Consider the following 23,474-nt stretch of genomic DNA (forward strand, 5'->3'; position numbering starts at 1 on the left):
TACACCAAACGGGGATGAGTTCAACCCATGCTGGCTGCCGTAACTGATTTTCTCTGGTCCTATGTCCTGGTCGTGGTGCTGATTGCGCTTGGCCTGATCTTCACCGTCGCTTCACGCTTCGTCCAGCTGCGCTACTTCGCCGAAATGTTTCGCGTGCTCGGGCAGGCCTTCAAGCACCACACCGGGCATGTTTCTTCCTTCCAGGCGCTGACGCTGAGCGTGGCCGGGCGCGTGGGCGCCGGCAACGTGGCCGGTGTGGCAGTGGCCATCACCCTGGGCGGTCCCGGCGCCGTGTTCTGGATGTGGGTGGTCGGCCTGATCGGCATGGCTACCAGCTTTTTCGAATGCTCTCTGGGGCAGGCTTTCAAGACCATTGATTCCAGGACGTCCACGTTCCGTGGCGGCCCGATGTACTACATGGAGCGCGGCCTGGGCAGCCGCAAGCTCGGCATGATCTTCACGCTGCTGCTGCTGTTTACCTTCGGTCTGGCCTTTGTGGCGCTGCAGTCGTTCACGGCCTCATCCTCCCTGGAAGAAGCCTTCGACATTCCCATGCATGTCACCGGTATCGTGATGACCATTGTCGTGGGCCTGACCATCTTCGGGGGTGTGCAGCGCATCTCCCGTGTCACCGAGGTCATCGTGCCGGTCATGGCCGTGGCCTATGTCATCGTTGCCATTGTTGTCGTCGGGCTCAATGCCGGCGAGGTGCCGGGCGTGCTGGCGCTGATCGTGAAGTCCGCCTTCGGGTTGGAGGAAGCCGTCGGCGGCGGTATCGGTGCTGCCATCATGATGGGCGTGCGGCGTGGTCTGTTTTCCAACGAGGCCGGCCTGGGGAGCGCACCCAACGTCGCGGCGGTAGCTTATGTTCCGCACCCGGTCAATCAGGGCATTGTGCAGAGTTTCAGCGTCTTCATCGACACTGCCATCATCTGCACGGCAACAGCGCTGATCATTCTCATTGCCGGCATGCACGAGCAGAGTTCGGTCGACAACGGGGTCGTGCTGACCCAGCTGGCGCTGCAGCAGCACGTGGGGCCCTGGGGCCAGACTTTTGTCAGCGTGATCCTGACACTGTTCGCCTTCAGCTCGATTCTCTACAATTTCTATCTGGGCGAGAACTCCTCGAGCTGGATGACGCCCGGCAATCCGGTGTTCTTCATCATGTTTCGGGTGCTCATGCTGGTGCTCATCCTGTGGGGATCGATGCAGGATCTGACCACGGTGTTCAGCTTTGCCGACCTGACCATGGCGCTGCTGGCAGTGTTCAACCTGGTCGCGCTGGCACTGCTGATGAAAGTCGCATTCCGCCTGATGAACGACTACGACCAGCAGTCGCGCGCCGGCAAAGTGCCGGTTTTTGATCCGGACAAGTTTGCCGATCTGAACATTGATCGCGAAGCCTGGAAGGATGCCGCCGATTCGATCGATCGCGTCAGGAAATAGGGCGCGCCCTCCGTGGTTCTCATGTTTTGCAGAGCAGCGCCGCGTCTGGTCGCCTGTTCGTCAGGCCGCGGCGCGGTGGCGCTTGAGATAGACCAGCAGCTGTGAGATGGCCGCCGGGGTCATGCCGGGAATGCGGCTGGCCTGATCGATGGTGGCCGGGCGGGTTTTCTCGAGTTTTTCCAGCAGCTCGGACGACAGCCCCTTGACCGTCTCGAAATCGAAGTCGTCCGGAATGGGTTTTGCGGCTGCACGGCGCTGACGCCTGATTTCCGCGCGCTGGCGATCGAGGTAGCCGGCGTAGCGGATCTGGATGGCGACCTGGTCGGCAACGTCGTCGAGCTCGACCCCCGGGCCGATTCCCTCGATGTCCATCAGCGCCGCATATTCGACTTCCGGTCGCCGCAGCAGCTCCTCGGCGGTGACGTCCTTGCGGATGTCGATATCCAGGGTTCGGGCCGCGCGCTGTGCCAGCTCGGACCGCGCCGGAACCCGCAGCGCGCTCAGGCGCGCGCGCTCGGCCTCGATGGCTTCCCGGCGAGCGCAGAAGCGACGCCAGCGCGTATCGTCGACCAGGCCGAGTTCGCGCCCGGTTTCGGTCAGCCGCAGATCGGCGTTGTCTTCGCGCAGGTGCAGGCGAAACTCGGCGCGGCTGGTGAACATCCGGTAGGGCTCGGGCGCGCCCTGGGTAATCAGATCGTCGATCAGCACGCCGATGTAGGCCTGGTCTCGCCCGGGCGTCCACGGCGCCTGTCCGCGCGCCTGACGTGCGGCATTCAGGCCGGCGATCAGGCCCTGTGCTGCAGCCTCTTCGTAGCCGGTGGTGCCGTTGATCTGACCGGCGTAGTACAGGCCGGCGAGGTGGCGCGTCTCGAGGCTGGCGCGGATTTCGCGCGGGTCGAAGAAGTCGTATTCGATGGCGTAGCCCGGCCGGGTGATGTGCGCATGCTCGAGGCCCTGGATGGAGCGCACCAGTTCGATCTGCACGTCGAAGGGCAGGCTGGTGGAAATGCCGTTGGGATACCACTCGTTCAGCCCCAGGCCCTCGGGCTCGAGAAAGACCTGGTGCGAGTCCTTGTCGGCGAAGCGCACTACCTTGTCTTCGATCGAGGGACAGTAGCGCGGGCCGCTGCTCTCGATCTGGCCGGCATACATCGGCGAGCGATCGAGGTTGGCACGAATCAGGTCGTGCGTGGCCTGCCCGGTGCGCGTGACGTAGCACGAGACCTGCTCGGGGTGGTGGTCGCGTTCGCCCAGGAACGAAAACACGGGTCGATGCGCATCGCCGACCTGCTCCTCGAGCCGGGGCAGGTCGATGCTGCGCCCGTCCAGCCGCGGCGGGGTGCCGGTCTTGAGTCGGCCGACGCTGAAAGGCAACTCGCGCAGGCGTGCGGCCAGGGCGTTGGCCGGCGCGTCGCCGGCGCGGCCGCCGGCCAGTTGAGTCTCGCCGATGTGGATGCGGCCGCCGAGAAACGTGCCGGTGGTCAGCACCACCGCGGCCGCGCTGAACTCCAGGCCCATGGTCGTGCGCACGCCGGTGACGCGATCGCCTTTGACCACCAGGTCATCGACCGGCTGCTGGAACAGGGTGAGATTGTCCTGTGCCTCCACGGCCCGGCGGATGGCGTTGCGGTAGAGCGTGCGATCGGCCTGGCAGCGCGTGGCGCGAACCGCCGGCCCCTTGCGCGCGTTGAGGCGTCGCCACTGAATACCGGCAGCATCGGCCGCCTGGCCCATGATGCCGCCCAGCGCGTCGATTTCGCGCACGAGATGTCCCTTGCCGATACCGCCGATGGCCGGGTTGCAGCTCATCTGGCCGATGGTTTCGATCGCGTGGGTCACCAGAAGCGTGCGCGCACCCGTGCGTGCTGCGGCCAGCGCGGCCTCGGTGCCGGCATGGCCGCCGCCGATGACGATGACATCATAGCTGTCGGGATAGCGCATGAATCAATAGCCAAGTGCGTGATTAAGGGCGTATTTTAACCGTAATCCCGGGGGTGACGAAAGCCGCCGCTCCGGGCGGCTCCGGCGGCGGCCGGAGCGGTCATGTGCGCCAATCCGTCTGGCTTGCGTCAACGGCGGCGGAGTCCGCTTCGATCATGGCCTCCAGTTCGGGCAGGGCCATGCGCTGCTGGGGGCGGCCGTCGACCGGGCTGGGTGGTGCCTGGCGTGCCTGTGGCCCGATCATCTGGATCAGCTCGACCACGTGGCCGCCGCCTTCCAGGACCACGATTTCGAGATCGCGTGCGCTGCCGTCATGCCATCGTATGCGCCGGGTTTCCTGGCTGAAGGGCAGGTGACGCTCCATCAGGAAGTGCACGATGGCGTCGGGGTCGTCGCTGAACACGTGCAGGCTGATGCGCGAGTGCTCGTCTGCGGTGCCGTCAAGAACCGGGCCGACCAGGCGAGGCCGGAAGGGGGCGAACAGACGCATGGCCGAGGCCGCCGCTGAGCGCAACTCGAGCAGATTTGCCGAATGCTCGACCCCGCCGTAGAGGCTTTGCCATTCACGCAGGGCACGCTCGACCTCGCTGTTGGACGGCAGGCCCGTTCTTGACGAGGCGCCCACCCGCCGGGCGGCTTTTTCCTTGGCGGCCAGATAGCTCTTCTGGCCCTCGGTCGCGATGATGCGCGCGGCTTCGGCAGCGACTTCCTGCCGGATTCGGCTGTTACGCATGATGTGTCTTTCGCTCATGATCAGACCCTCCCGGACACGCTAGAAAACCCGGTAGGGGTCGGTTTCCTTCCCGCCGGCCTTGTCGTCTGCCATCGGCGGCAGATTGTCGCTGTGGAACCACTCCGGGATGGCGCCGGGTGTTCCGGGGCGGGCGCGCAGACCCGTTTCCGGGTCGATCAGCGCCCGGGAGATGCCCACCGGCACCGGCCGATGGGCTTCGGGGCGACCCTCCAGTGCAATCTGCATGAAGTTCACCCACAGCGGCAGGGCAGTGCGGGCCCCCTGTTCCTGGCGTCCCAGTGATTCGTTGCTGTCCATGCCGACCCACACAACGGTGACGATGTTTCCGCCGTAACCGGCGAACCAGGTGTCACGCTGATCATTGGTGGTGCCGGTCTTGCCCGCCAGGTCGTCGCGCCCCAGGGCCAGCGCCCGGCGCCCGGTGCCATGGCGGATGACGTCGCGCATCATGGAGTCGATCAGCCAGCTGGTCTGGGCGCTGAGCGCGCGCTCAGCGCCGGTCGGGCGCGGCGGGCCGATGAGTTCGCGACCGGAGTCCACTGGTTCTTCCATGTCGGGCGACTCGCTGCCTGCAAGCTCGGGCCGGCGCAGGCGCGGGGCGTTCTTTTCCTCGACTGATGGCGGCGCCACGGCGTCGGCTGCGGTCGGGTTTGGTGGCGGTATGTCGGCGCAGTGCTCGCAAGGCAGTGCCCACTCGGTTGCGAACAGTGTTTCACCGTCGCTGTCGCCAATGCTGTAGAGATACTCGGGCTCGATGCGGTAACCGCCGTTGGCAAAGGGGGCAAGGGCGGAGGTCAGCTTCAGCGGCGACATCGATGCGCTGCCCAGAGCCATGGAGGGGCCGTTGGGCAGCTGTTCGCGATCGAAGCCGAAACGGGTGATGTAGTCGCGCCCGTAATCTACGCCCATATCCATCAACAGGCGCACGCTGACCAGGTTACGGGAGTTGACCATCGCCTCGCGCAGTCGGGTCGGGCCGAAGAAGCGGTGGCTGAAGTTGGTCGGTTTCCATGCGCGCTCCATCGACGGATCATTGACCACAACCGGAGCATCGTTGACCCGTGAGGCGGGCGTGTAGCCGTGATCCAGCGCCGCGGAATAGATGAAGGGCTTGAACGCCGAGCCTGGCTGCCGGCGGCTTTGTGTGGCGCGATTGAACTGGCTGTGGGCAAAATCGAGCCCGCCGACCAGGGCGAGGATTTCGCCGGTTTCAGCGTTCATGCTCACCAGCGCGCTTTCGGCCTGCGGCAGCTGTGCCAGCTGCCAGCTGCCATCGTTCTTGCGCAGCCGCACGATGTCGCCGGCGGCCACGACATCAGCGGGTGTTTCCGGCGCCGCGCCGGTTGCATCACTGCTGATGAACGGGCGAGCCCAGGACAGGGCTTCGAACGGCAGCGTTACCGAACTGCCATCGGCCAGCTGCAGGTAGGCGGCCTTCTCGTCGGTCGACAGCACCGCCGCCGGCTGCAGCCCGGCAATCGGTCGCATCGATTCGAGGCGTTCCGATACCGCCTCGGAATCATCGAGCCCGGCGGCATCGATCCGGTCTTCCGGCCCACGCCAGCCATGGCGACGGTCATAGGTCAACAGGCCCTCGCGGACGACCTGATTGGCTGCTCGCTGCAGGCGGCCCCGAATGGTCGTCCGTGCCACCAGTCCGTCATTGTAGGCCGCTTCCGAGCCGACCAGATCGACGACATTCTGCCGCACCATTTCCGCCACCCAGGGTGACTCGAGCTCGACGATCGGACCGTGATAACTGGCGCTGTTGGGCTGAGCCAGCGCCAGGCGATATTGCGGTTCGGTAATGTGCCCCAGCTCGAGCATGCGCCCGAGAATCCAGTCGCGACGTCCCATCGCCTGCGCCGGCCCGGAAATCGGATTGTTGCGCGACGGCGCCTTGGGCAGGCCGGCAATCATGGCGGTCTCGGCCAGCGTGAGCTCGTCGAGCCGCTTGCCGTAGTAGACCTGGGCGGCGGCGGCCACGCCGTAGGCGCGATGCCCGAGAAACTCCTTGTTGAGGTAGAGCTCGAGAATCTCGTCCTTGCTCAACTCCCGCTCGATCTTGAAGGCAAGCAGCATCTCGCGTAGTTTTCGCGTGACCGAGTAATCGGTCGACAGGAAAAAGCGCCGCGCCACCTGCTGGGTGATGGTCGATCCTCCGGGAACCCGACCCTGGCCCATGCTCAAGGCATACAGCCAGACCGCACGCGCCGTTCCCCGCCAGTCCACCCCGGGGTGGCTGTAGAATCGGTCGTCCTCGGCAGAAAGGAATGCCTGGACAAGTTGCTCGGGCATCTGATCGAGCGCGACCGGCCGGCGGCGCTGCTCGCCGATCTCGGCCATGAGCTCGTCATCGGCCGAGTAGATCCGCAGCGGGACCTGCAGCTGCACGTCCCGAAGCGACTCGACCGGGGGCAGGGACGGAACGATCGTCAGCCAGATGACAAGAGCGCCAATTGCTGCGAGAATGAACAGCAGCAAAAACAGGCGGATAGAAAAAACTATTAAAGGCTTTATTCGGGCCATCAGTTATGGTAAATGTAGGCACAGTGAAGACAGGGCAATGCACGTCTTGGACGGGAACCGAGGGCAAAAGTGCCCGTGAACTGAGGTCCGGACGACCTTCGATCAGAGGGTAGCACGACTTGTACCTGGCCAGACCGGCACTGTGAGGGGTAGTGTCCGGTCGGCCAACAAAGCACGAGCCAGTCATGAACGGCCGGCCGACCAGAGGGCGAAAGACAACAACATGAGCAACTTTCTGAGAAAGCTGTTGGGCGCCGCGCCGCCGCCTTTACTGGGCGTCGATATCGGCACCAGCAGCATCAAGGTGCTGCAGTTGGGCAGCAGCGGTTCAAGCTATCGCGTCGAAGCGTTTGCCATCGAGCAAACGCCCGACGGCTCGATCAGCGAGGGCACCATCACCGACACCGATCGCGTGGCCGAGGCGGTCAAGCGTGCCATCAAGCGCTCGCGCGCCAAGGCCAGGGACTGCGCCATGGCCGTCAGCGGTTCGGCGGTCATTACCAAGGTCATCAACCTGCCATCGGATCTTTCCGAGGACGATATCGAGGCCCAGATCGAGGTCGAGGCGGGGCAATACATCCCCTACCCGCGCGATGAGGTCAGCCTGGATTTCGAGGTTCTGGGGCCCGCTCCGCGCAGTGCCGAGCTTGTCGAGATCCTGCTCGCAGCCTCCAAGACCGAACATGTCGATCTGTGTCGCGAGGTGGCCGAGCTGGCGGGGCTGGGTCTCAGGGTCGTCGATGTCGAGTCCTACGCCATCGCCAACGCCTTCGATCTGGTACGCAGGCATGCAGGGATCGACGAAGGCGAGGCGATCGGAGTGCTGAATATGGGCGCGACCGCATCCACGTTCATCGCGCTTCGCGGCAATCGCACGATCTACAGCCGCGAGCATGCCTTCGGCGGGCAGCAGCTGGTCGACGATTGCATGCGGCGCTACGGCATGGATTCGGAGCAGGCGGCCTTTCTGCAGCGCGGCGAGACCCCGCCGGCCGGATTCGAGGACGAGATCCTGGAGCCATTCCGCGAGAACGTGATCCAGGAGATCAGCCGTGCGCTGCAGTTCTACTCCTCTTCCAGCGATTACTCCGGAATCAACACGTTGTTCCTGACCGGCGGGGCGGCGTCCACACCCGGCCTGGCCGAAGCGGTCGGTGACGAGGTTGGCATTTCCTGCGAGGTGGCCGACCCCGTCGAGGGCATGCGCCTGGCGCCGTCCATCGATGCCGCCCGCCTTGAACGTGTGCGGCCGGCACTGACTACAGCCTGCGGGCTGGCCTTGCGGGGGTTTGACTGATGGCCAGAATCAATCTGCTGCCCTGGCGCGAGAATCTGCGCCGGGAACGACAGCGAAACTTCATGATTGCACTGGCCGCCACGGCCGTGGTGGCAATTCTTCTGGTATTCGCCGGCTCTTATATGGTCGAGCGCGAGATCAGCGGGCAGGATGATCGCAATCAATATCTGCAGAATGAAATCCGCACGCTCGACCGCGAGATCGCGACCATCGAGAAGCTCGAGGCCAAGCGTGATGATCTGCTGCAGCGAAAGGAAGTGATCGAGCGCTTGCAGGAGAATCGATCGATGATGGTGCATCTGTTCAATTCGCTGGCCCAGACCGTGCCTGAAGGGATCCGCCTCAATTCGGTAGGGCAGTCCGGCGAGCGCCTGACCATTCGCGGAACAGCGCAGTCGGAGACCCGGGTGTCCGATTACATGCGCAATATCGAGCGTGCTGAATGGATGCATGATCCGGAGCTGAGCATCATCGAGGCGATCGAGCAGTCCGATTCCGGCTTTGAACCTTATCGCTTCGAGCTGCGTGCCCGGATTGCATCACCCAAGACGGTGGCGCAGGAAGAGGCCGCTGCAGAAGCGCTGGAAAAGGAGGCCTGACCAATGGATCTGTCTGAACTCAGAGACCTGGATTTCAGCAACATCGGTTCGGCCTCCACGGGCGTCAAGGTGTTTTTGCTGGCGGTGCTTACGGTCGTCATCCTGGTGGGTGGTTATTTCTACATCGTCAAGGGCAAGCTCGAAACGCTCGAGCGGCGCGAGCACACCGAGCGTCAGCTCAAGCAGGAGTTCGAGGTCAAGGCGGAGAAGGCAGCCAACCTGTCGGCCTACGAACAGCAGCTGGCCGAGATGGAGGAAATGCTCGAAGCGATGCTTCTCCAGCTGCCGTCGAAAACCGAGATGCCGGCGCTGTTGGTCGATATTTCGCAGACCGCACTGGGTGCCGGCATCGACAACGAACTGTTCGAACCCCAGTCGGAAATCAAGCGCGACTTCTACGCCGAGCAGCCCATCAAAGTGCGCCTGGTGGGCAACTATCATCAGTTCGGCAGCTTCGTCAGCACGGTTGCATCGTTGTCGCGTGTAGTCATCCTGACCATGAGCGATATTTCGCTTGAGCCGGTCGAGGGTTCTCAGGGGCGACTCAGGTTGCAGGGCGTGGTCAACACCTATCGTTATCTCGACGAGACCGAGGGTGGGGCCGTCTCGGCAGGAGGCGTACGATGAGCTCGAGCATGCGAAATCTGTTGCTTCTGGCAATGATCGTGTTGCTGGCCGGGTGTCAGCGGGGAACCGGTGATCTGGAAGACTGGACGGCTCAGGTACGCGCCCGCGAGCCGGATCCGATCGAGCCGATTCCGCCGATTCGCACGCCGGAGCCGGTGACTTACGATGCGATGGGCCTGCGTGATCCCTTCCAGCCGGCTCGAAGCGAAAGCGAGGACGAGGAAGAGATCAGCGAAGAAGCCCGTGAAGAGGGTGGTGGGCTGCGACCCGATCCCAATCGACGCAAGGAGTATCTCGAGAGTTTCCCTCTCGATACGCTGGCGATGGTTGGCACGTTGACCATGGAAGGTGTCCAGTACGCACTCATCGAAGACAACGAGGAAGTGGTCCATCGAGTGCGGGAGGGCAATTACATGGGACAGAACCATGGCCTGGTCACAGACATCAGTGCCAGTCGGGTCGAGGTGCGTGAACTTGTGCAGGATGGTCGTGGCGGCTGGTCAGAACGCCGGGTACGCGTGACCATGGCAGAAGACTAATGAATACCGGTAAGGAATTGAACATCATGAGCAAGTCTTCATGGGCGATGAACGGGAGATGGGCAATGAACAGCAGTAGCAAAGCGCTAACGCTTCTGGTCGGGCTGTTCTGGATGGTTTCCATGGCCCAGGCCACGGAGTTGACCGATATCCAGGTCGAGAGCGGAACCGACGAGGTTCGTTTCATACTCGAGCTGGACGGCGAGCCGGGCGAACCATCTGTATTCACCACCGAGCAGCCGCCGCGAATTGTGCTTGAGCTGCCCGACACGAACTCCCGCGTGAATGCCTCCAGGGTGCCGGTCGGTGCAGGCCCGGCGCGCAGCTACACGGCGCTGAGCGCCGGAGGGCGTACCCGTCTGGTGGTCGATATGGCTCGCAGCGCTCCCTACGATGTCGAGGTCAGCGGCAGTCGTGTCACCCTGGCGGTCCAGTCCAGCGGTGCCGGCACCACCGCCACGGCCGTGGCCAGCGCAGAGGGCACCGCTTCGTCGGCGAGCACCGAACATTTCGAGGTAACGGGCATCGACTTTCGCCGCGGAGCGAATGGCGAGAGTCGGGTGCTTGTCGACATGAACCGTCCGGGAGTCAATATCTCGGTCAGCGAACAGACCGGCGGCCTGCGCGTGGTGTTGTTCAACAGCGAACTGCCCGATGATCTTTACCAGCGCCTCGACGTCACCGACTTTGCCACCCCGGCGCAGATGATCACGCCGGAGCAGCGCGGTGACAATGTGCGCCTGAATGTTGAAGTGGCCGGGGCCTACGAGCACCTCGCCTACCAGTCCGACGGCCAGGTCGTGGTCGAGCTCAGTCAGCCGGAAGAGAAAACGCCGCAGGATCGCGAGCTCACATTCTTCGAGGATCGCGACTATCAGGGCAACCGCATGTCGCTGCACTTCCAGGATATTCCGGTGCGCTCGGTGTTGTCGTTGATCGCCGATGTGTCGCAGCGCAACATCGTGGTTTCGGACTCGGTCAGCGGCAATCTGACGCTGCGCCTGACCAACGTGCCCTGGGATCAGGCGCTTGATATCGTGCTCGAGACCAAGAACCTCGACATGCGCGAATCCGGTAACGTCATCTGGATTGCGCCCACCCAGGAGATTGCCCAGCGTGAACAGGCCATTCTGCAGGCCCGCGTCGAGCGCCAGACGCTTGAACCGCTGCGCACGGCAATCCTCCCGCTGAGCTACGCTGATGCCGGCGAGATGGCCGCCTTGATCCAGTCGGCCTCGGGTGGTGCCGGCGAAGAGGCTGGCGGCGGCTCGACCGGCCTGCTCTCGCCGAGGGGCTCGGTCACCATTGATCAGCGCACCAATACTCTGCTGGTCAACGACACGGCCGATCGCATCGATGCTGTTCGGGAGCTGGTTGGTGATCTCGATCGCCCGGTTCGTCAGGTGCTCATCGAGTCACGCATTGTCATTGCGCGCAGCGACTTCAATCACCAGCTCGGCGTCCGCTTCGGTGTCACCGGCGCGCGCCAGGATTCCCGCGGCAACCTCTACACCATGGCCTCGACCAACGAAGGCACCGATCAGATGGTGCGCGATGGCCTGGCCAATCGCCGCTCGGGCAGCGGCTCGAGCACGCCGGTGGATCTACCGAGCCTGAGCGACCGCCTCAACGTCAACCTGCCCGTTGCCAACCCGGCCGGAAGCCTTGGCTTCAGCGTGCTTGCTGCCGATGTGCTGCTCGATCTGGAACTCAGCGCGCTGGAAAGCGAAGGCCGCGGCGAAATCATTTCCACGCCGCGAGTGATCACCGCCAACCAGGCTGAAGCCTATGTGCTGCAGGGCGTGGAGATTCCGTACGAATCAACCCAGGGTGGCTCCATGGCCGGCGCCATCAACGTCGAGTTCAAGGAAGCCGTCCTCGAGCTTCGCGCGACGCCACTGATCACGCCGGACAACCGTGTTCAGCTCCAGCTTCAGGTCAAGCAGGACACGGTGGGTGAGCTCTACCCCAACGGGCGCGGCGGTTTCATTCCCTCGATCGACACCCGCGAGCTGTCGACGCGAATCCTGGTCGACAACGGCCAGACCGTGGTATTGGGCGGAATCTTCCAGGAGGAGCGCTCCTATCAGGAGCAGAAGGTGCCGGTTCTCGGCGACGTGCCGGTCCTTGGAGGCCTGTTCCGGCAGCGTGGAACCGAGGATCTCAAACGGGAGCTCCTGATTTTCGTGACGCCGTCCATTCTTGATGAGCGCGTATCGGCTGACTGATGCTGCAGCGCAGCAACGTAGCCATGAACAAAGCAGCGATGAACACCACATCAAAAAACTCGGGATTGAGATTCATGAAGACAATCAGATACGGAATCATTCTGGCAGCGACTGCCCTGCTTGCGGCCTGCGGGGGCAGCTCTTCAGGCAGCTTCGATAACGGTGGTTCGGCGAGCATGAGTATTGCGGTCGAGTCCAGCCAGGTGGCCACCAACAGTTCCATTCAGGTCACGGTACGCTTTCGTGCCGCCGACGGCTCGGCCGTGGCCGACGGAACCGAGGTCACCCTCAACTCCAGTAATGCCAATCGCGGCGTCGTTTCGGCGATGGGTGAGTCCTCGGGCGCTTCTGCCAGCACCACTACCAGCGGTGGCCAGGCCAATTTCAACTTCACCGCACGCTCGAACACCGGCAGCGTCACGCTCACCGCCTCTGCTGCCAACCCCAGCGGTGCCGGAACGGTTTCCGCCACGCGTGAGATCGAAGTGATCGAGGACCCGGGTGCCGAGGGACGGCTGCAGGTCACGGGTGCCCGCACCATGCCGCCCAACACCGAAGGCGTGGAGATATTCATGGGCTCTCCCTTCATCAACGAGCTTACCGTGCGCTACCGCAACGCCGATGGCAGTGCCGGCAGCGTCACCGACGGCAAGATTGCCGTGGGCATCTCACCGGTGAGTCGGGCAGCCTATTCCACCCTGGATGATCCTGAAACCGAAGACATCAACGAGTTCTACGTACTGATGGGCAATGGCCCGGTCAATATGGCGGCAGGCGTGGCCACCATCTTTGTCCACAGCGATACGCAGCCGGGCCCGGTAACGGTGACCGTATCGGCCCAGGACGCCACCACCGGAGATACCTTCTCCGAGGACTTCGAAATCCAGATTGCCGAGGGCGCCGCAGACTTTCTGCCGGCCAATCTTGACTTCTCGGTGCCTACCGACCCGATTTACATTACCGGCTCGGGTGGCAGCACGAGCAAGAACATGACTCTGTTCGTCGATGACTCCGGCGGCAACCCAGTGCCCAACCCCGAAGGCGGTGGTGCCGGGTTCAACAACGTGACCCTGACCCTCGACGCCCCCGGCGACAGTCAGGCCCGGCTGAGCGGGACGGGGGCTTCCGGGTCGGTCAGCGGCAGCGAGATTGACGTCCAGTCAGTCAATGGCGTGGTGAATTTCTCCCTCAACGGCGCCACGGAAACCGGCGGCCACAGGATCACGGCGACCGCCGACCGGGCCGACAACAACGTCGACAATGATTTGCTCGACCCGATTACCGCCGAAACCACGGTCAAGGTGGGCGACGGCCGGCTGTTCAGCCTCGAAATCGTCAGTCCCTCGGTCAGTGCCATCCATGCCAATAACACGGTGGGCACCATCATCACTGATGAAGAACCCAATATTGATCCGGACACGGGCGTGGTCATTCCGCCCAGCGCCGACGGCACCTATTCCCTGACCGTCACCGCGCAAGGCAAGGACCAGGCCGGCAATCCGGTGCTTTCCGGTACGCCCATTGATTTTGGCAAGATCGACGCGCCGTTGACGAAGACGCTGCCGCGTGAGTTCGTGTTTTCAGGCGGCGACGGCAATCCCGAGGAGGGCGGCAATCTGTTCAGCGCCCAGAACCCGCCGGACGGCTTCTTGCCCAGCGCGCCGGATGTTGACGAGGCAGTGGAGCCGGGCGACACCCTGGTGCTGCTGGGCAAGGATATTCCCGGCAACCGCGAACACGAAGCCGCTCGAACCGTGGCCAGCGTGGTTGACAACCGCACCGTCACGGTCACCGAGGACTTCAATCCCAATAACGGCAGCGGTGTCATCGTCGACGATAGCTTCGTCATTCCCTGGGTGATCGGTCGCGCGCGTTTCGGCGCAATCGACAGTCAGGCCAATCTGAGCACCCAGGGACGCGGATCGGTCAAGCTGACCTATCCCATCAGCGCCGTGGGGCGTCCGTTGGTGATCTGGGGGCAGGGCCACCGGGTCGAAGACGGCGGCAGCAAGACCGTGGGTCGTGTTCATGCGATGACTTTCCCGGGTATTGCGCCGGCGCAGCTGTCGGCCACGCCCTCGTCAATTCAGGGCAACTCGACGACCACCGTGCGGCTGTGCTACACGGACGCGTTGAATGCGCCCATCAACAACGTGTTCATCCGCGGCGATCTGGTCGAGGGCCCGGCCAGCGGTAGGCTGGATGGACGGGCCATGCCGGCCACGACCGAAATGCCGACTGGCTCCAGCGGCAACGGCTGCACCGTCACCGAAGTCAACACCAGCGGCATGCTGCCCGAAGGTGACGAGTCACTGATTCGCTTCAGCGCCGGTAGCGCAACGGCGGACGTCAAGGTGGTGCCACCGGGCTCGGCCATGCTTCAGGTCAGCCCGTCCAGCTACACTGATCCGAGTGATAGCGTCGTGAGTGTAAGGCTGACGCTGACTCTGCTGGCCAGCGGCGGCGATCCGATGCCTGGCGTTGACCTGGTCGGCGAATGCAGCGCTGACGACGGCGGTACTCTGAAGCTGACGTCTGGCCCCGGCGTGACCGACGCCGACGGCAGGACAAACGCCCGCGTAGAAGTTGGGCTCACGGAATGCACCGGTGATCCTGATTCCGAGGGCTTCCCGCGCCTGGGCCGCTGTACATTCACCACATCCAGTGGCTCGCCGGTGGGCACTTTTGTCGCTACTGGCGTCAATGCCAGCGCCAGCGGGGTCTCACCACCTTGCACGCCCTGAGGGGGCTGAGGGGCCATCTGTCCACGAAACCCAAGGCCCGGCACTGCCGGGCCTTCTTTTTGCCGGGAAGCAGTACAATGGCGGCATGCTTCACGATGACCGTTCCGGCAGCACGCCGCTGCTTGTCAATGTTCCCCACGCGGGTGTCGAACTGCCGCCAGAGCTGGCCTCCCGGCTGAGTGGCAACAGCCGTGAGCTGCCCGACACCGACTGGCATGTGCATCGATTAGCCGAGGCAGCCGCCGGATCGGAAGTCTCGGTGTTGTGCGCCCGTTATTCCCGCTACGTGATCGACCTCAATCGCGGCAGCGACGACAAGCCGTTGTATGCGGGCGCAACCACTGGCCTGGTGCCTACCGTGAATTTCGACGGTTCACCGGTCTATGGTGAAAGCCCGCCCGACGAGGAAGAAGTCGACGCGCGCATCGAGCGCTACTGGCGGCCCTACCACCACAAGCTCTCCGCCGAGCTCGAAGCCCTGCGCCGCCGCCACGGCTTTGCGGTGCTGCTTGACCTGCACTCGATCCGCAGTGCCATTCCCCGGCTGTTCGAGGGTCGGTTGCCCGACCTCAATCTGGGCACCTTTGAAGGCCGGAGTTGCGACCCCGAACTGCAACAGCGGGCGGCCGACTTGCTGGCCGACGCAAGCGGGTTCTCCAGCGTGGTCAACGGCCGCTTCAAGGGCGGGTTCATCACCCGTCACTACGGTCGTCCGGAGGCAGGCGTACACGCGCTGCAGCTCGAGATTGCCCAGGCCTGCTACATGGACGAGTCACGACCCCGAGACTGGGACCCGACCGCCGCTGCTCCGCTGATCGCGCAGCTGAAGCAGCTCATCGATACGCTCTCGCAATGGCGCCCGGCATGACGCAAAGGCTGTACTGTTCACGGGTTCTCCTGGCCACGGGCTGGCGTGAGGACGTCACCCTGGAAATCGACGCCAATGGCGTCATCACCTCGGTCATCCCCGGCTGCGCCGAAGGCGCCGAGCGCCTGTCCGGGCCGGTGCTGCCGGGCATGGTCAACGTCCACTCGCATATTCACCAGCGACTGATTGCCGGCCTGACCGGCCGCAGCGCCGGGGCGGAGGACAGCTTCTGGAGCTGGCGCGAGCGCATGTACAAGGCCGTCGGCCTGCTCACAGGCGAAGATTTTCGCGCCCTGGCGGCCTGGGGCTTCATCGAGCTGCTCGAAGGCGGCTACACCACCACCGGCGAGTTTCACTATCCGCATGGTCTGGACGGGCAGCAGCCTGCCCAGACCGCCGGGCAGGTGCTCGACGCGGCTCAGCAGGCCGGCTGCGCCCTGACCCTGCTGCCGGTCTGGTATCGCTACGGCGGCTTTGGCCGCCAGCCGCTCGGCGAGCGCCAGCGGGCCTTCGGCATGGAGCTCGAGCAGATCGTCGAGCTGGTGACCTCTCTCCAGCGCGAGGCCGGCGGCCTGCAGCGCATCGGTGTGGCGCCGCATTCCCTGCGCGCCGTCGACGCCCGCGATCTGCCGCAGCTTCTGAAAGGCATCGGCGAGGGGCCGGTTCACCTGCACATCTCCGAACAGCCCGCGGAAGTGGCGAGCTGCCTCGAGCACCACGACCAACGCCCGATCGACTGGCTTCTTGAGCACGTCGACATCGACAGCCGCTGGTGCCTGATTCACGCCACCCACGCCAGCGAAGACGAAATGCAGGCCCTGGCTGAACGCTCGGCGTTGGTAGGCATCTGCCCCACCACCGAGGCCGATCTCGGCGACGGCCTGTTCCCGGTACGCGAGTATCTCGACCGCGGCGGCCGCATCGCCATCGGCTCCGACAGCAACCTGGTGATGTCGGCCGCCGAGGAGCTGCGCCTGCTCGAGTGGGGGCAGCGGCTGCGCCTGCACCAGCGCAACGTGCTCTGCAACGCCGATGAGCATATCGGCACCGGCCTGTGGCGGCAGGCGGCCGCCAGCGGCGCCGCCGCGCTCGAGCAGCCGGCCGGCGCTCTCGAACCGGGCCGGCGCGCGGATCTGGTGATCCTGGATAACGCCCATCCACTGCTCGCCGGTCTGCCGGCGCCCGAGATGCTCGACGGCTTCATCTTCGCGCACGCCGCCGGCATGATCGATCAGGTCCGGGTCGGCGGCCAGAAGATTGTGTCCGCAGGCCGCCATCCGGCCAGGGCGGCGCTGGAGACGCGCGTGGCCGGGCTTCGTCGACGGCTTGTCGAGGCCACGGCGTCAGCATGAGCCCGGGCCCGTCACATTCTCCGGCGGCCGAGCGCAACCGCCAGCCCATTGGTGAAATTTTGCAGCGCTGGCTCGAACCCGACGCGCGCGTGCTCGAGATCGGCGCCGGCAGCGGCCAGCACGCCGCCTGGTTCCATTCCCTGCTGCCCGGAGTGACCTGGCAGGCCAGCGATCTGTCTGAAAACCTGCCCGCGATCCGCGCCCGCCTGAGCGCCGAGGCGCCCGATCTGCCGGCGCCGCTGGCGCTGGACGTGATGGCGACCCGGGACTGGCCCGATGGCCCGTGGGATGCCGTCTATACCGCCAATACCCTGCACATCATGCCCTGGGAGTGCACGCCGGTGCTGCTCCAGCGTGCAGCCGAGCGAGTGCGCCCCGGCGGCCTGCTGGTGATCTACGGCCCCTTCCGCGACGGCGAGCGCTTCGATACCGACAGCAACCGACGCTTCCATCAGCAGCTGGGCTCGACCGACCCGGCCATGGGCCTTCGCGACATCGGGCAGGTTCACCGCGAAGCGGAATCCTGTGGCTGGACGTCCGAGGCTGAAATTGCCATGCCGGCCAATAATCGAATCGTGATCTTCAGGAGACAACAATGAGCGTCAACTATGATGAGCTGGCCCGGCAGGCCGAAGGGCTGCTGTCCGGGCAGAAGCACCGCATTGCCAACGCCGCCAACCTGAGCGCGCTGATCTACCACGCGCTGCCCGAGGTCAACTGGGTCGGCTTCTATTTTCTCGAAGGCGACGAGCTGATCGTCGGCCCGTTTCAGGGGCAGCCGGCCTGCGTACGCATCGCCATGGGCGAGGGCGTGTGCGGCACGGCGGCGGCCACCCGGTCAACGCAGCGCGTCGAGGACGTTCAGGCTTTCGAGGGGCACATCGCTTGCGACCCGGTTTCGCGCTCGGAAGTGGTGGTGCCGCTGATTGTCGACGACCAGGTCATTGGCGTGCTCGATCTCGATAGCCCGCGGCGCGGCCGCTTTGACGAGGCCGATCAGCGCGGGCTGGAAAAGCTGGCGGAAGCCTACGTCAGGTCGCTGGGCTGAACCAGCGTGCGGATTTGCCCGCAGCCGGGCGCGGGTGGCATGTCGGCATCGATGATGACCAGCGTGCCGGGCTGGATGCCCAGACGCGGGCGCTGGTTGGTGAGCCACTGCACCAGCCACTCGAAACCGGGGTTGTGGCCGGTCAGCAGCAGTGATTCGGCGTCCTGATGCTTTTTCAGAATGCCGACCAGATCCTCCTCGAGCGCCTCCCACAGGTCCGGCTCGACAATGTGCTCGGGCCCTTCGAGCCCATCGAGCATCAGCTGCGTCGTTTCGCGGGTGCGCACCGCAGGAGAAACACGCACGGTCGACGGAACGTCCAGACCCGACTGCTGAATCCACTCCCCCAATTTGCGCGCGGTTTCGCGACCGGACTCGGTCAGCGGGCGCTCCTGATCCTTCTGGTCGCGCGCAGCCGAGCAGGCGCGCGCATGACGTAACAGCCACAGCTCCATCCGGGCAGGCCTCTCCATTGATTGCAAGGGGCGTCAGCATACCAGCGCGCGAACCTTTGTGCGTCGCTTCCATATCCGGCCCCAGTTCGGGGGGCGCAGACTACGCCGCTTTCCGCTTTCTTCTCGCAGGAAAAGGCTTGTAACCACGCAAAACAAGGAAAACACGGAATACACGGAAAGTGAATTGAAAACCGTTAACGGAAACGCTTGCAGCGCCCGTCCGCAAGCCGCCGGGTCAATAGCAGTGCGAGCGACTGGTTTGATCAAGCGCGTCGGCTCAGCGCAGCGCCGCCAGGCAGGCGGCGACGTCCAGATTGCCGCCGCTGATGATCACGCCGGTACGACGGCCGGCAAATCGCTCCGGATCGGCCAGTATGCCGGCCAGTGCGGTGGCGCCTGAGGGCTCGGCGGTCTGTTTGAGCTGTGCCCAGATCAGCTCCATCGCCGCCAGGATCTGCTTTTCGGTCACCGTAGTCACGGCGGTGACGTGGCGCCGGATCAGATCGAGATTGCGCTCGCCCACCAGCGCCCGCAGGCCGTCGGCGACGGTGTCGGGTTGATGGTCCGCAACCCGGCGGCCGGCGGCCAGCGAACGCGCGGTATCGTCGGCGCCGGCCGGCTCGACGCCGACCACCTCCGGTGGCCGCGTGGTTGTCAGTGCGGCCAGGGCCGTGCCGGACACCAGCCCGCCGCCGCCCACCGGCGCGACGATGCAGTCGAGATCCGGTACCTGCTCGATCAGCTCCAGCGCCGCGCTGCCCTGGCCGGCGATGATGCGGTCGTCGTCATACGGTGGAATCGGTTCCAGGCCGGTGTCGACCAGCCGGGCAAGCATCGCTTCGCGCCCGGCCTGCGTGGGCTCGCAGAAATGAACCCGGCCGCCGTGGCGGCGAACATTGTCGACCTTGTCGGCCACCGCACCCTCGGGCATCGCAATCTCGGCGCGCAAGCCACGCTGCGCGGCCGCACAGGCCAGCGCTGCGCCGTGGTTTCCGGATGAATGCGTGGCCACGCCGGGGCAGTCGCTGTTCAGCAGCGACACCGCATGGCCGGCGCCGCGCAGCTTGAACGAGCCGGTGTGCTGCAGGTGCTCGCACTTGAAAAACAGGCGCGCGCCCGTCACTTCATCAAGCACATCGGATGTCATGACCGGAGTCGTTCGGATCATCGACCGGATCCGCTCCCGGGCGCGGACAACGTCTTTCGGGGTCAGCGTGGATTCGACAGGCATCCGCCCATGATACTTGCCCGATCGAACAGGAGCCCGCTCATGTCAGCCCGTGGTGACCAGCCCCGCACCCCCGTTTTGCGCCAGGACTACCGGCCGCCGGCCTGGTGGGTCGAGCACGTCGAGCTCGATTTCGACCTGGACGCCGCCGCAACCCGCGTGAAAAGCCGCATGCGGGTGCGCCGCAATCGTGAGCTCGGTGAGCTCGAGTCCGCGCCGCTGACCCTGTCGGGTGCCGGCCTGGAAACCAAGCGCGTCGAGATTGACGGCGAGCCGGCGCAGTTCGAGGAGCGCGCCGGCGACGGGATGCTGATCGTCGAGAATGTGCCTGAGCGCGCCGAGGTCAGCATCGAGGTAGTCGTCCACCCCGACCGCAATACCGCGCTCGAAGGGCTGTATCAATCCGGCTCCATGCTGCTGACTCAGTGCGAGGCCCAGGGCTTTCGCAAGATCACCTGGTTTCCCGACCGCCCCGACGTGATGGCCACCTACCGCGTGCGCCTCACCGGCGATCGTGAGCGCTTTCCCGTTCTGCTGTCCAACGGCAACTGCGTCGAGTCCGGCGAACTCGACGACGGCCGGCACTTCGCCGTCTGGGAAGATCCCTTTCCCAAGCCCAGCTACCTGTTCGCCATCGTCGCCGGCGATCTGGCCGAGCTGAGCGATACCTTCACCACGCGCTCGGGCCGGGAAGTGACCCTGAAATTTCATTCCGAGCCGGAGAACATCGACCGGCTCGACTACGCCATGGACAGCCTCAAGCGCGCCATGGCCTGGGACGAGGAACGTTTCGGGCTGGAATACGATCTCGACATCTTCCACGTCGTCGCCACCCACGATTTCAACATGGGCGCGATGGAGAACAAGAGCCTCAACGTCTTCAACGCCCGCTACGTGCTGGCCGACCGCGAAACCGCCACCGACGCCGACTATGCCGGCATCGAGTCCGTCATCGGGCATGAGTACTTCCACAACTGGACCGGCAACCGCGTCACCTGCCGCGACTGGTTCCAGCTCACGCTCAAGGAAGGACTGACCGTCTACCGCGATCAGGAATTCAGCGCCGACCAGCGCTCGGCCGGCGTCAAGCGTATCCAGGACGTCGCCGATCTGATGGCACACCAGTTTCCCGAGGATACCGGCCCGATGGCCCACCCCGTCCGGCCCGAGCGCTACGTCGAGATCAACAACTTCTACACCGCCACGGTCTACGAAAAGGGCGCGCAGGTGGTGCGCATGTACGAAACCCTGCTCGGCCGCGCCGGTTTCCGCCGCGGCCTGGATCTCTACTTCCAGCGCCATGACGGGCAGGCGGTAACCTGCGACGATTTCCGCCGCGCCATGGCCGACGCCAACGAGCGCGATCTCGAGCAGTTCGAGCGCTGGTACCGCCAGGTCGGCACGCCCACGGTCGCGGCCGCCACGCGCTTTGACGAGGCAACCGGCGAGCTGGTACTCAGCCTCTCGCAGTGCCTGCCCGAGCACCCGGACAACCGCGACATCGGATCGCTGATGATTCCGGTAAAGGTCGGCTTTCTCGACGCCGACAACCGCCCGCTGCCGGTCACCCTGGCCGGGGAAACGGAGCAGGGCCCGGAAACCCGCCTGCTGGTACTCACCGACGACAAGACCGAGTTCCGCTTTCGCGATCTGCCGACCGACGCTCTGCCGTCGCTGCTCCGGGACTTCTCCGCCCCGGTGAAGTTCGATTACGACTACGCTAGCCGCGACCTGGCCCGCCTGGCCGGCTTCGACCCCGACCCGTTTTGCCGCTGGCGCGCCATGCGCGATTTGAGCCTGCGCGTGCTCGGCGACCTGATCGAAGGCCGCGACGGGCACGACGCCGAGCTGCTGATAGAGGCCTGGGCGGCCGTGCTTGACGGCTCGGATGCCGATCCCGCGCTGGCTGCCGAGCTGCTGAGCCTGCCCTCGGTGGGCGAACTCGCCCAGGATCGCGATCCGGTCGATATTGAAGCCATCCACGCTGCACGGCAGGAATTGATCGGCCTGCTGGGCGAGCGCCTGGAGCGCGCGCTGCGGCAGCGCTTCGATGCCCTGGCGCCGAGCGATGAATGGTCTCCCGATGGCCCGGACGCCGCCCGCCGACGCCTGCGCAACGCGGTACTCGGCCTGCTGGCCGCCGCCGGCTCGGAGTCGGCCGCCGAGCTGGCCTCGAATCACTATGCCCGGGCCGACAACATGACCGACCGGCTCGCCGCCTTGCGCGCCCTGGTTCACAACGGGCTCGAGGGCGCGGATCGAGCGCTGACCGACTTCGAGCAGCGCTTCGCCGATGATGCGCTGGTCATGGACAAGTGGTTTGCCGTCCAGGCCACGCGCGCCGACGAGGCGGTGGTCGACGACGTGCGCCGCCTGATGGGCCACGCCGCCTTCCGGCTGAGCAACCCCAACAAGCTGCGCGCGCTGATTGGCGCGCTGGCGATGAGAAATCCGGTGGCCTTCCACCGCGCCGATGGCGCCGGCTACCGGCTGGTGGGCGAAGTGCTCGAAAAGCTCGACGAAATCAACCCCCAGATCGGCGCCCGCCTGACGACCTGCTTCAACCGCTGGCGCGCCTTTGACGACAAGCGCTCGGCAATGATGAAGGACCAGCTCCAGAAGTTGGCGGCCAAAAAGGGCCTGTCACCCGACATCGGCGAAATCGTCACCGCGGCGCTGAAGGAGCGTAAAGACTGAAATCCGGAACCACGGAAGCCACGGAGTTCACGGTCAATCGCCTTTCCCGGAAGGCTGCAGGTCAACATGCGATCCGCTCCGGCTCTCGGTAATCAGTGCCCCCGCTCTGGGCCATGGCTCTCGCCAGCGGAAAAAAGCGTCGAGCAGCGCCACGCACAAGGCCGCCGACAGCGCCCCGATCAGCGTCAGCACGATCCGGGTGAACGTCGCGTAGCCGGGATCCTGGGTCGAAAGCGCGCCGGCGATCAGCGCCAGGGTTACCGAGAAAGCGTACTGATACACGTTGGCCGGATGCGGGCCCTGGAGCACGCGGTTGCCCAGCCACAGGCCGCCGAGAAAGATCAGCCCCAGAAGAATCGGGAGGTGCGGCGACAGGGTGAAGAGAAAGAGCGCCAAGAGCGCGATCGCGCCGCCGTAGAACGTGGCCCGGATTCGCTGCCGGGCCTCGTGAAAGACCGCGCGACGGGTCGGGAAGACGACGACCATGGCGGCGATCACCGCCATCATCATGTCCGAGGGCTGCATCACGGCATACAGCCAGAAGCTCAGCCCCAGAAGCACCGTCGCGCGAATCGCGGCTCCGACGCTGACGTTGCCCGGCGTGGGTATCGGCTCATCGACGTGCTGCTCGCGGCTTCGCGGCGGAAACAGCAGATAAACCAGCGGCCCGATCACCAGCGCCACGAGCGATGCCTGGACGAACCCGTCGCGCATCGACTCGACGGTCGCGCTCCCGTGCATGCCCATCACCGACAGCAGCACCGCCATGATGACGATCAGCATCCCCGCCTGGGCGCCGGTCTTGAGAATCATCCGGAACCCGGCGAAGTAGACCAGCCACATGGCACCGATGTAGACCAGCGGCATCGGACGCAGCTGCTCGACAAGCCAGGTCATGGCACAGACCAGCACGATCATCGCCACGGGCCCGCCGATCGCCTTGCCGGCATTGAAGGCCTTGCGCTGCGCGCCGATCATGCCCGCCGGCAGCGCGGCGATGATCGGCGCAAGCGCCGGGTCGAAGATCGCGATGGCCAGGTAGGAAAGGGCGCCCGTTGCGCCCAGGCGCAGCGCGAACAGCGGGTCATCCTCGGTTCTCGGGCGCGGGGTGACGTACATGGC

At 64.9% G+C, this 23,474-nt stretch carries 18 protein-coding genes; 12 read left to right on the forward strand and 6 right to left on the reverse strand.

The genetic code is table 11. The features are described 5' to 3' along the window. The first annotated feature begins 27 nt into the window (after positions 1-27). Positions 28-1,446, forward strand: coding sequence for an alanine/glycine:cation symporter family protein (locus tag ACEWQZ_RS04540; RefSeq protein ID WP_476481876.1), 1,419 nt, complete (start codon positions 28-30; stop codon positions 1,444-1,446). Positions 1,447-1,506: 60 nt separating this feature from the next. On the opposite strand, the gene mnmG is transcribed toward ACEWQZ_RS04540, so the two are convergent. The 3 genes from mnmG to ACEWQZ_RS04555 form a co-directional block, all read right to left on the reverse strand. After that, positions 1,507-3,387: a tRNA uridine-5-carboxymethylaminomethyl(34) synthesis enzyme MnmG gene (gene mnmG / locus ACEWQZ_RS04545; protein ID WP_476481877.1), complete on the reverse strand. Its 1,881-nt coding sequence runs from the start codon at positions 3,385-3,387 to the stop codon at positions 1,507-1,509. Positions 3,388-3,487: 100 nt separating this feature from the next. Then, entirely contained in the window at positions 3,488-4,138 is a 651-nt protein-coding gene (locus ACEWQZ_RS04550; protein WP_476481878.1) for a hypothetical protein, read from the reverse strand. A 21-nt stretch (positions 4,139-4,159) separates the two neighbouring features. Then, positions 4,160-6,670 carry a penicillin-binding protein 1A gene (locus ACEWQZ_RS04555; RefSeq protein ID WP_476481879.1) on the reverse strand — a complete coding sequence of 837 codons (2,511 nt, stop codon included), beginning with the start codon at positions 6,668-6,670 and terminating at the stop codon, positions 4,160-4,162. Between the two features lie 223 nt (positions 6,671-6,893). On the opposite strand from ACEWQZ_RS04555, the gene pilM reads away from it, so the two are divergent. The 10 genes from pilM to ACEWQZ_RS04605 all read left to right on the forward strand — a co-directional run bounded on the left by pilM (position 6,894) and on the right by ACEWQZ_RS04605 (position 17,972). Continuing rightward, positions 6,894-7,967 (forward strand): type IV pilus assembly protein PilM, encoded by a 1,074-nt coding sequence (gene pilM, locus ACEWQZ_RS04560; protein WP_476481880.1) that lies wholly within the window; start codon positions 6,894-6,896, stop codon positions 7,965-7,967. Next, a complete protein-coding gene (locus tag ACEWQZ_RS04565; protein WP_476481881.1) occupies positions 7,967-8,566 on the forward strand; it encodes a PilN domain-containing protein in 600 nt (199 codons plus the stop codon). The genes pilM and ACEWQZ_RS04565 overlap by 1 nt, the downstream gene beginning before the upstream one ends. Before the next feature lie 3 nt (positions 8,567-8,569). Then, a complete protein-coding gene (locus ACEWQZ_RS04570) occupies positions 8,570-9,193 on the forward strand; it encodes a type IV pilus inner membrane component PilO (RefSeq protein ID WP_476481882.1) in 624 nt (207 codons plus the stop codon). An 8-nt stretch (positions 9,194-9,201) separates the two neighbouring features. Beyond that, positions 9,202-9,732 (forward strand): pilus assembly protein PilP, encoded by a 531-nt coding sequence (locus ACEWQZ_RS04575; RefSeq protein WP_476481883.1) that lies wholly within the window; start codon positions 9,202-9,204, stop codon positions 9,730-9,732. A 65-nt stretch (positions 9,733-9,797) separates the two neighbouring features. Further along, entirely contained in the window at positions 9,798-11,960 is a 2,163-nt protein-coding gene (locus ACEWQZ_RS04580) for a type IV pilus secretin PilQ (RefSeq protein ID WP_476481884.1), read from the forward strand. A 74-nt stretch (positions 11,961-12,034) separates the two neighbouring features. Beyond that, on the forward strand, positions 12,035-14,704 hold the full coding sequence (locus ACEWQZ_RS04585) for a hypothetical protein (protein ID WP_476481885.1): 2,670 nt from the start codon (positions 12,035-12,037) through the stop codon (positions 14,702-14,704). A gap of 85 nt (positions 14,705-14,789) precedes the next feature. Continuing rightward, entirely contained in the window at positions 14,790-15,572 is a 783-nt protein-coding gene (hutG, locus tag ACEWQZ_RS04590) for an N-formylglutamate deformylase (protein ID WP_476481886.1), read from the forward strand. Beyond that, positions 15,569-16,924, forward strand: a complete 1,356-nt coding sequence (locus tag ACEWQZ_RS04595; RefSeq protein ID WP_476481887.1) for a formimidoylglutamate deiminase — start codon at positions 15,569-15,571, stop codon at positions 16,922-16,924. The genes hutG and ACEWQZ_RS04595 overlap by 4 nt, the downstream gene beginning before the upstream one ends. After that, positions 16,921-17,523: a DUF938 domain-containing protein gene (locus tag ACEWQZ_RS04600; protein WP_476481888.1), complete on the forward strand. Its 603-nt coding sequence runs from the start codon at positions 16,921-16,923 to the stop codon at positions 17,521-17,523. The genes ACEWQZ_RS04595 and ACEWQZ_RS04600 overlap by 4 nt, the downstream gene beginning before the upstream one ends. Continuing rightward, the gene (locus ACEWQZ_RS04605) at positions 17,520-17,972 is read left to right on the forward strand and encodes a GAF domain-containing protein (RefSeq protein ID WP_476481889.1); all 453 of its coding nucleotides are present in this window, start codon (positions 17,520-17,522) and stop codon (positions 17,970-17,972) included. Before ACEWQZ_RS04600 ends, ACEWQZ_RS04605 begins: the two co-directional genes overlap by 4 nt. Here the strand turns inward: ACEWQZ_RS04605 and ACEWQZ_RS04610 are convergent. Beyond that, positions 17,951-18,445 (reverse strand): SixA phosphatase family protein, encoded by a 495-nt coding sequence (locus ACEWQZ_RS04610; protein ID WP_476481890.1) that lies wholly within the window; start codon positions 18,443-18,445, stop codon positions 17,951-17,953. The two genes, ACEWQZ_RS04605 and ACEWQZ_RS04610, sit on opposite strands and share 22 nt — an antisense overlap. Before the next feature lie 259 nt (positions 18,446-18,704). Then, the gene (locus ACEWQZ_RS04615; RefSeq protein WP_476481891.1) at positions 18,705-19,595 is read right to left on the reverse strand and encodes a threonine ammonia-lyase; all 891 of its coding nucleotides are present in this window, start codon (positions 19,593-19,595) and stop codon (positions 18,705-18,707) included. A 102-nt stretch (positions 19,596-19,697) separates the two neighbouring features. Between ACEWQZ_RS04615 and pepN the strand changes: the two genes are divergently transcribed. Beyond that, positions 19,698-22,352 (forward strand): aminopeptidase N, encoded by a 2,655-nt coding sequence (pepN, locus tag ACEWQZ_RS04620; protein WP_476481892.1) that lies wholly within the window; start codon positions 19,698-19,700, stop codon positions 22,350-22,352. Positions 22,353-22,385: 33 nt separating this feature from the next. Here the strand turns inward: pepN and ACEWQZ_RS04625 are convergent, their stop codons facing one another. After that, on the reverse strand, positions 22,386-23,471 hold the full coding sequence (locus tag ACEWQZ_RS04625; RefSeq protein ID WP_476481893.1) for an FUSC family protein: 1,086 nt from the start codon (positions 23,469-23,471) through the stop codon (positions 22,386-22,388). Positions 23,472-23,474 lie beyond the last annotated feature (3 nt).

The organism is Wenzhouxiangella sp. YN1 (assembly GCF_056324145.1).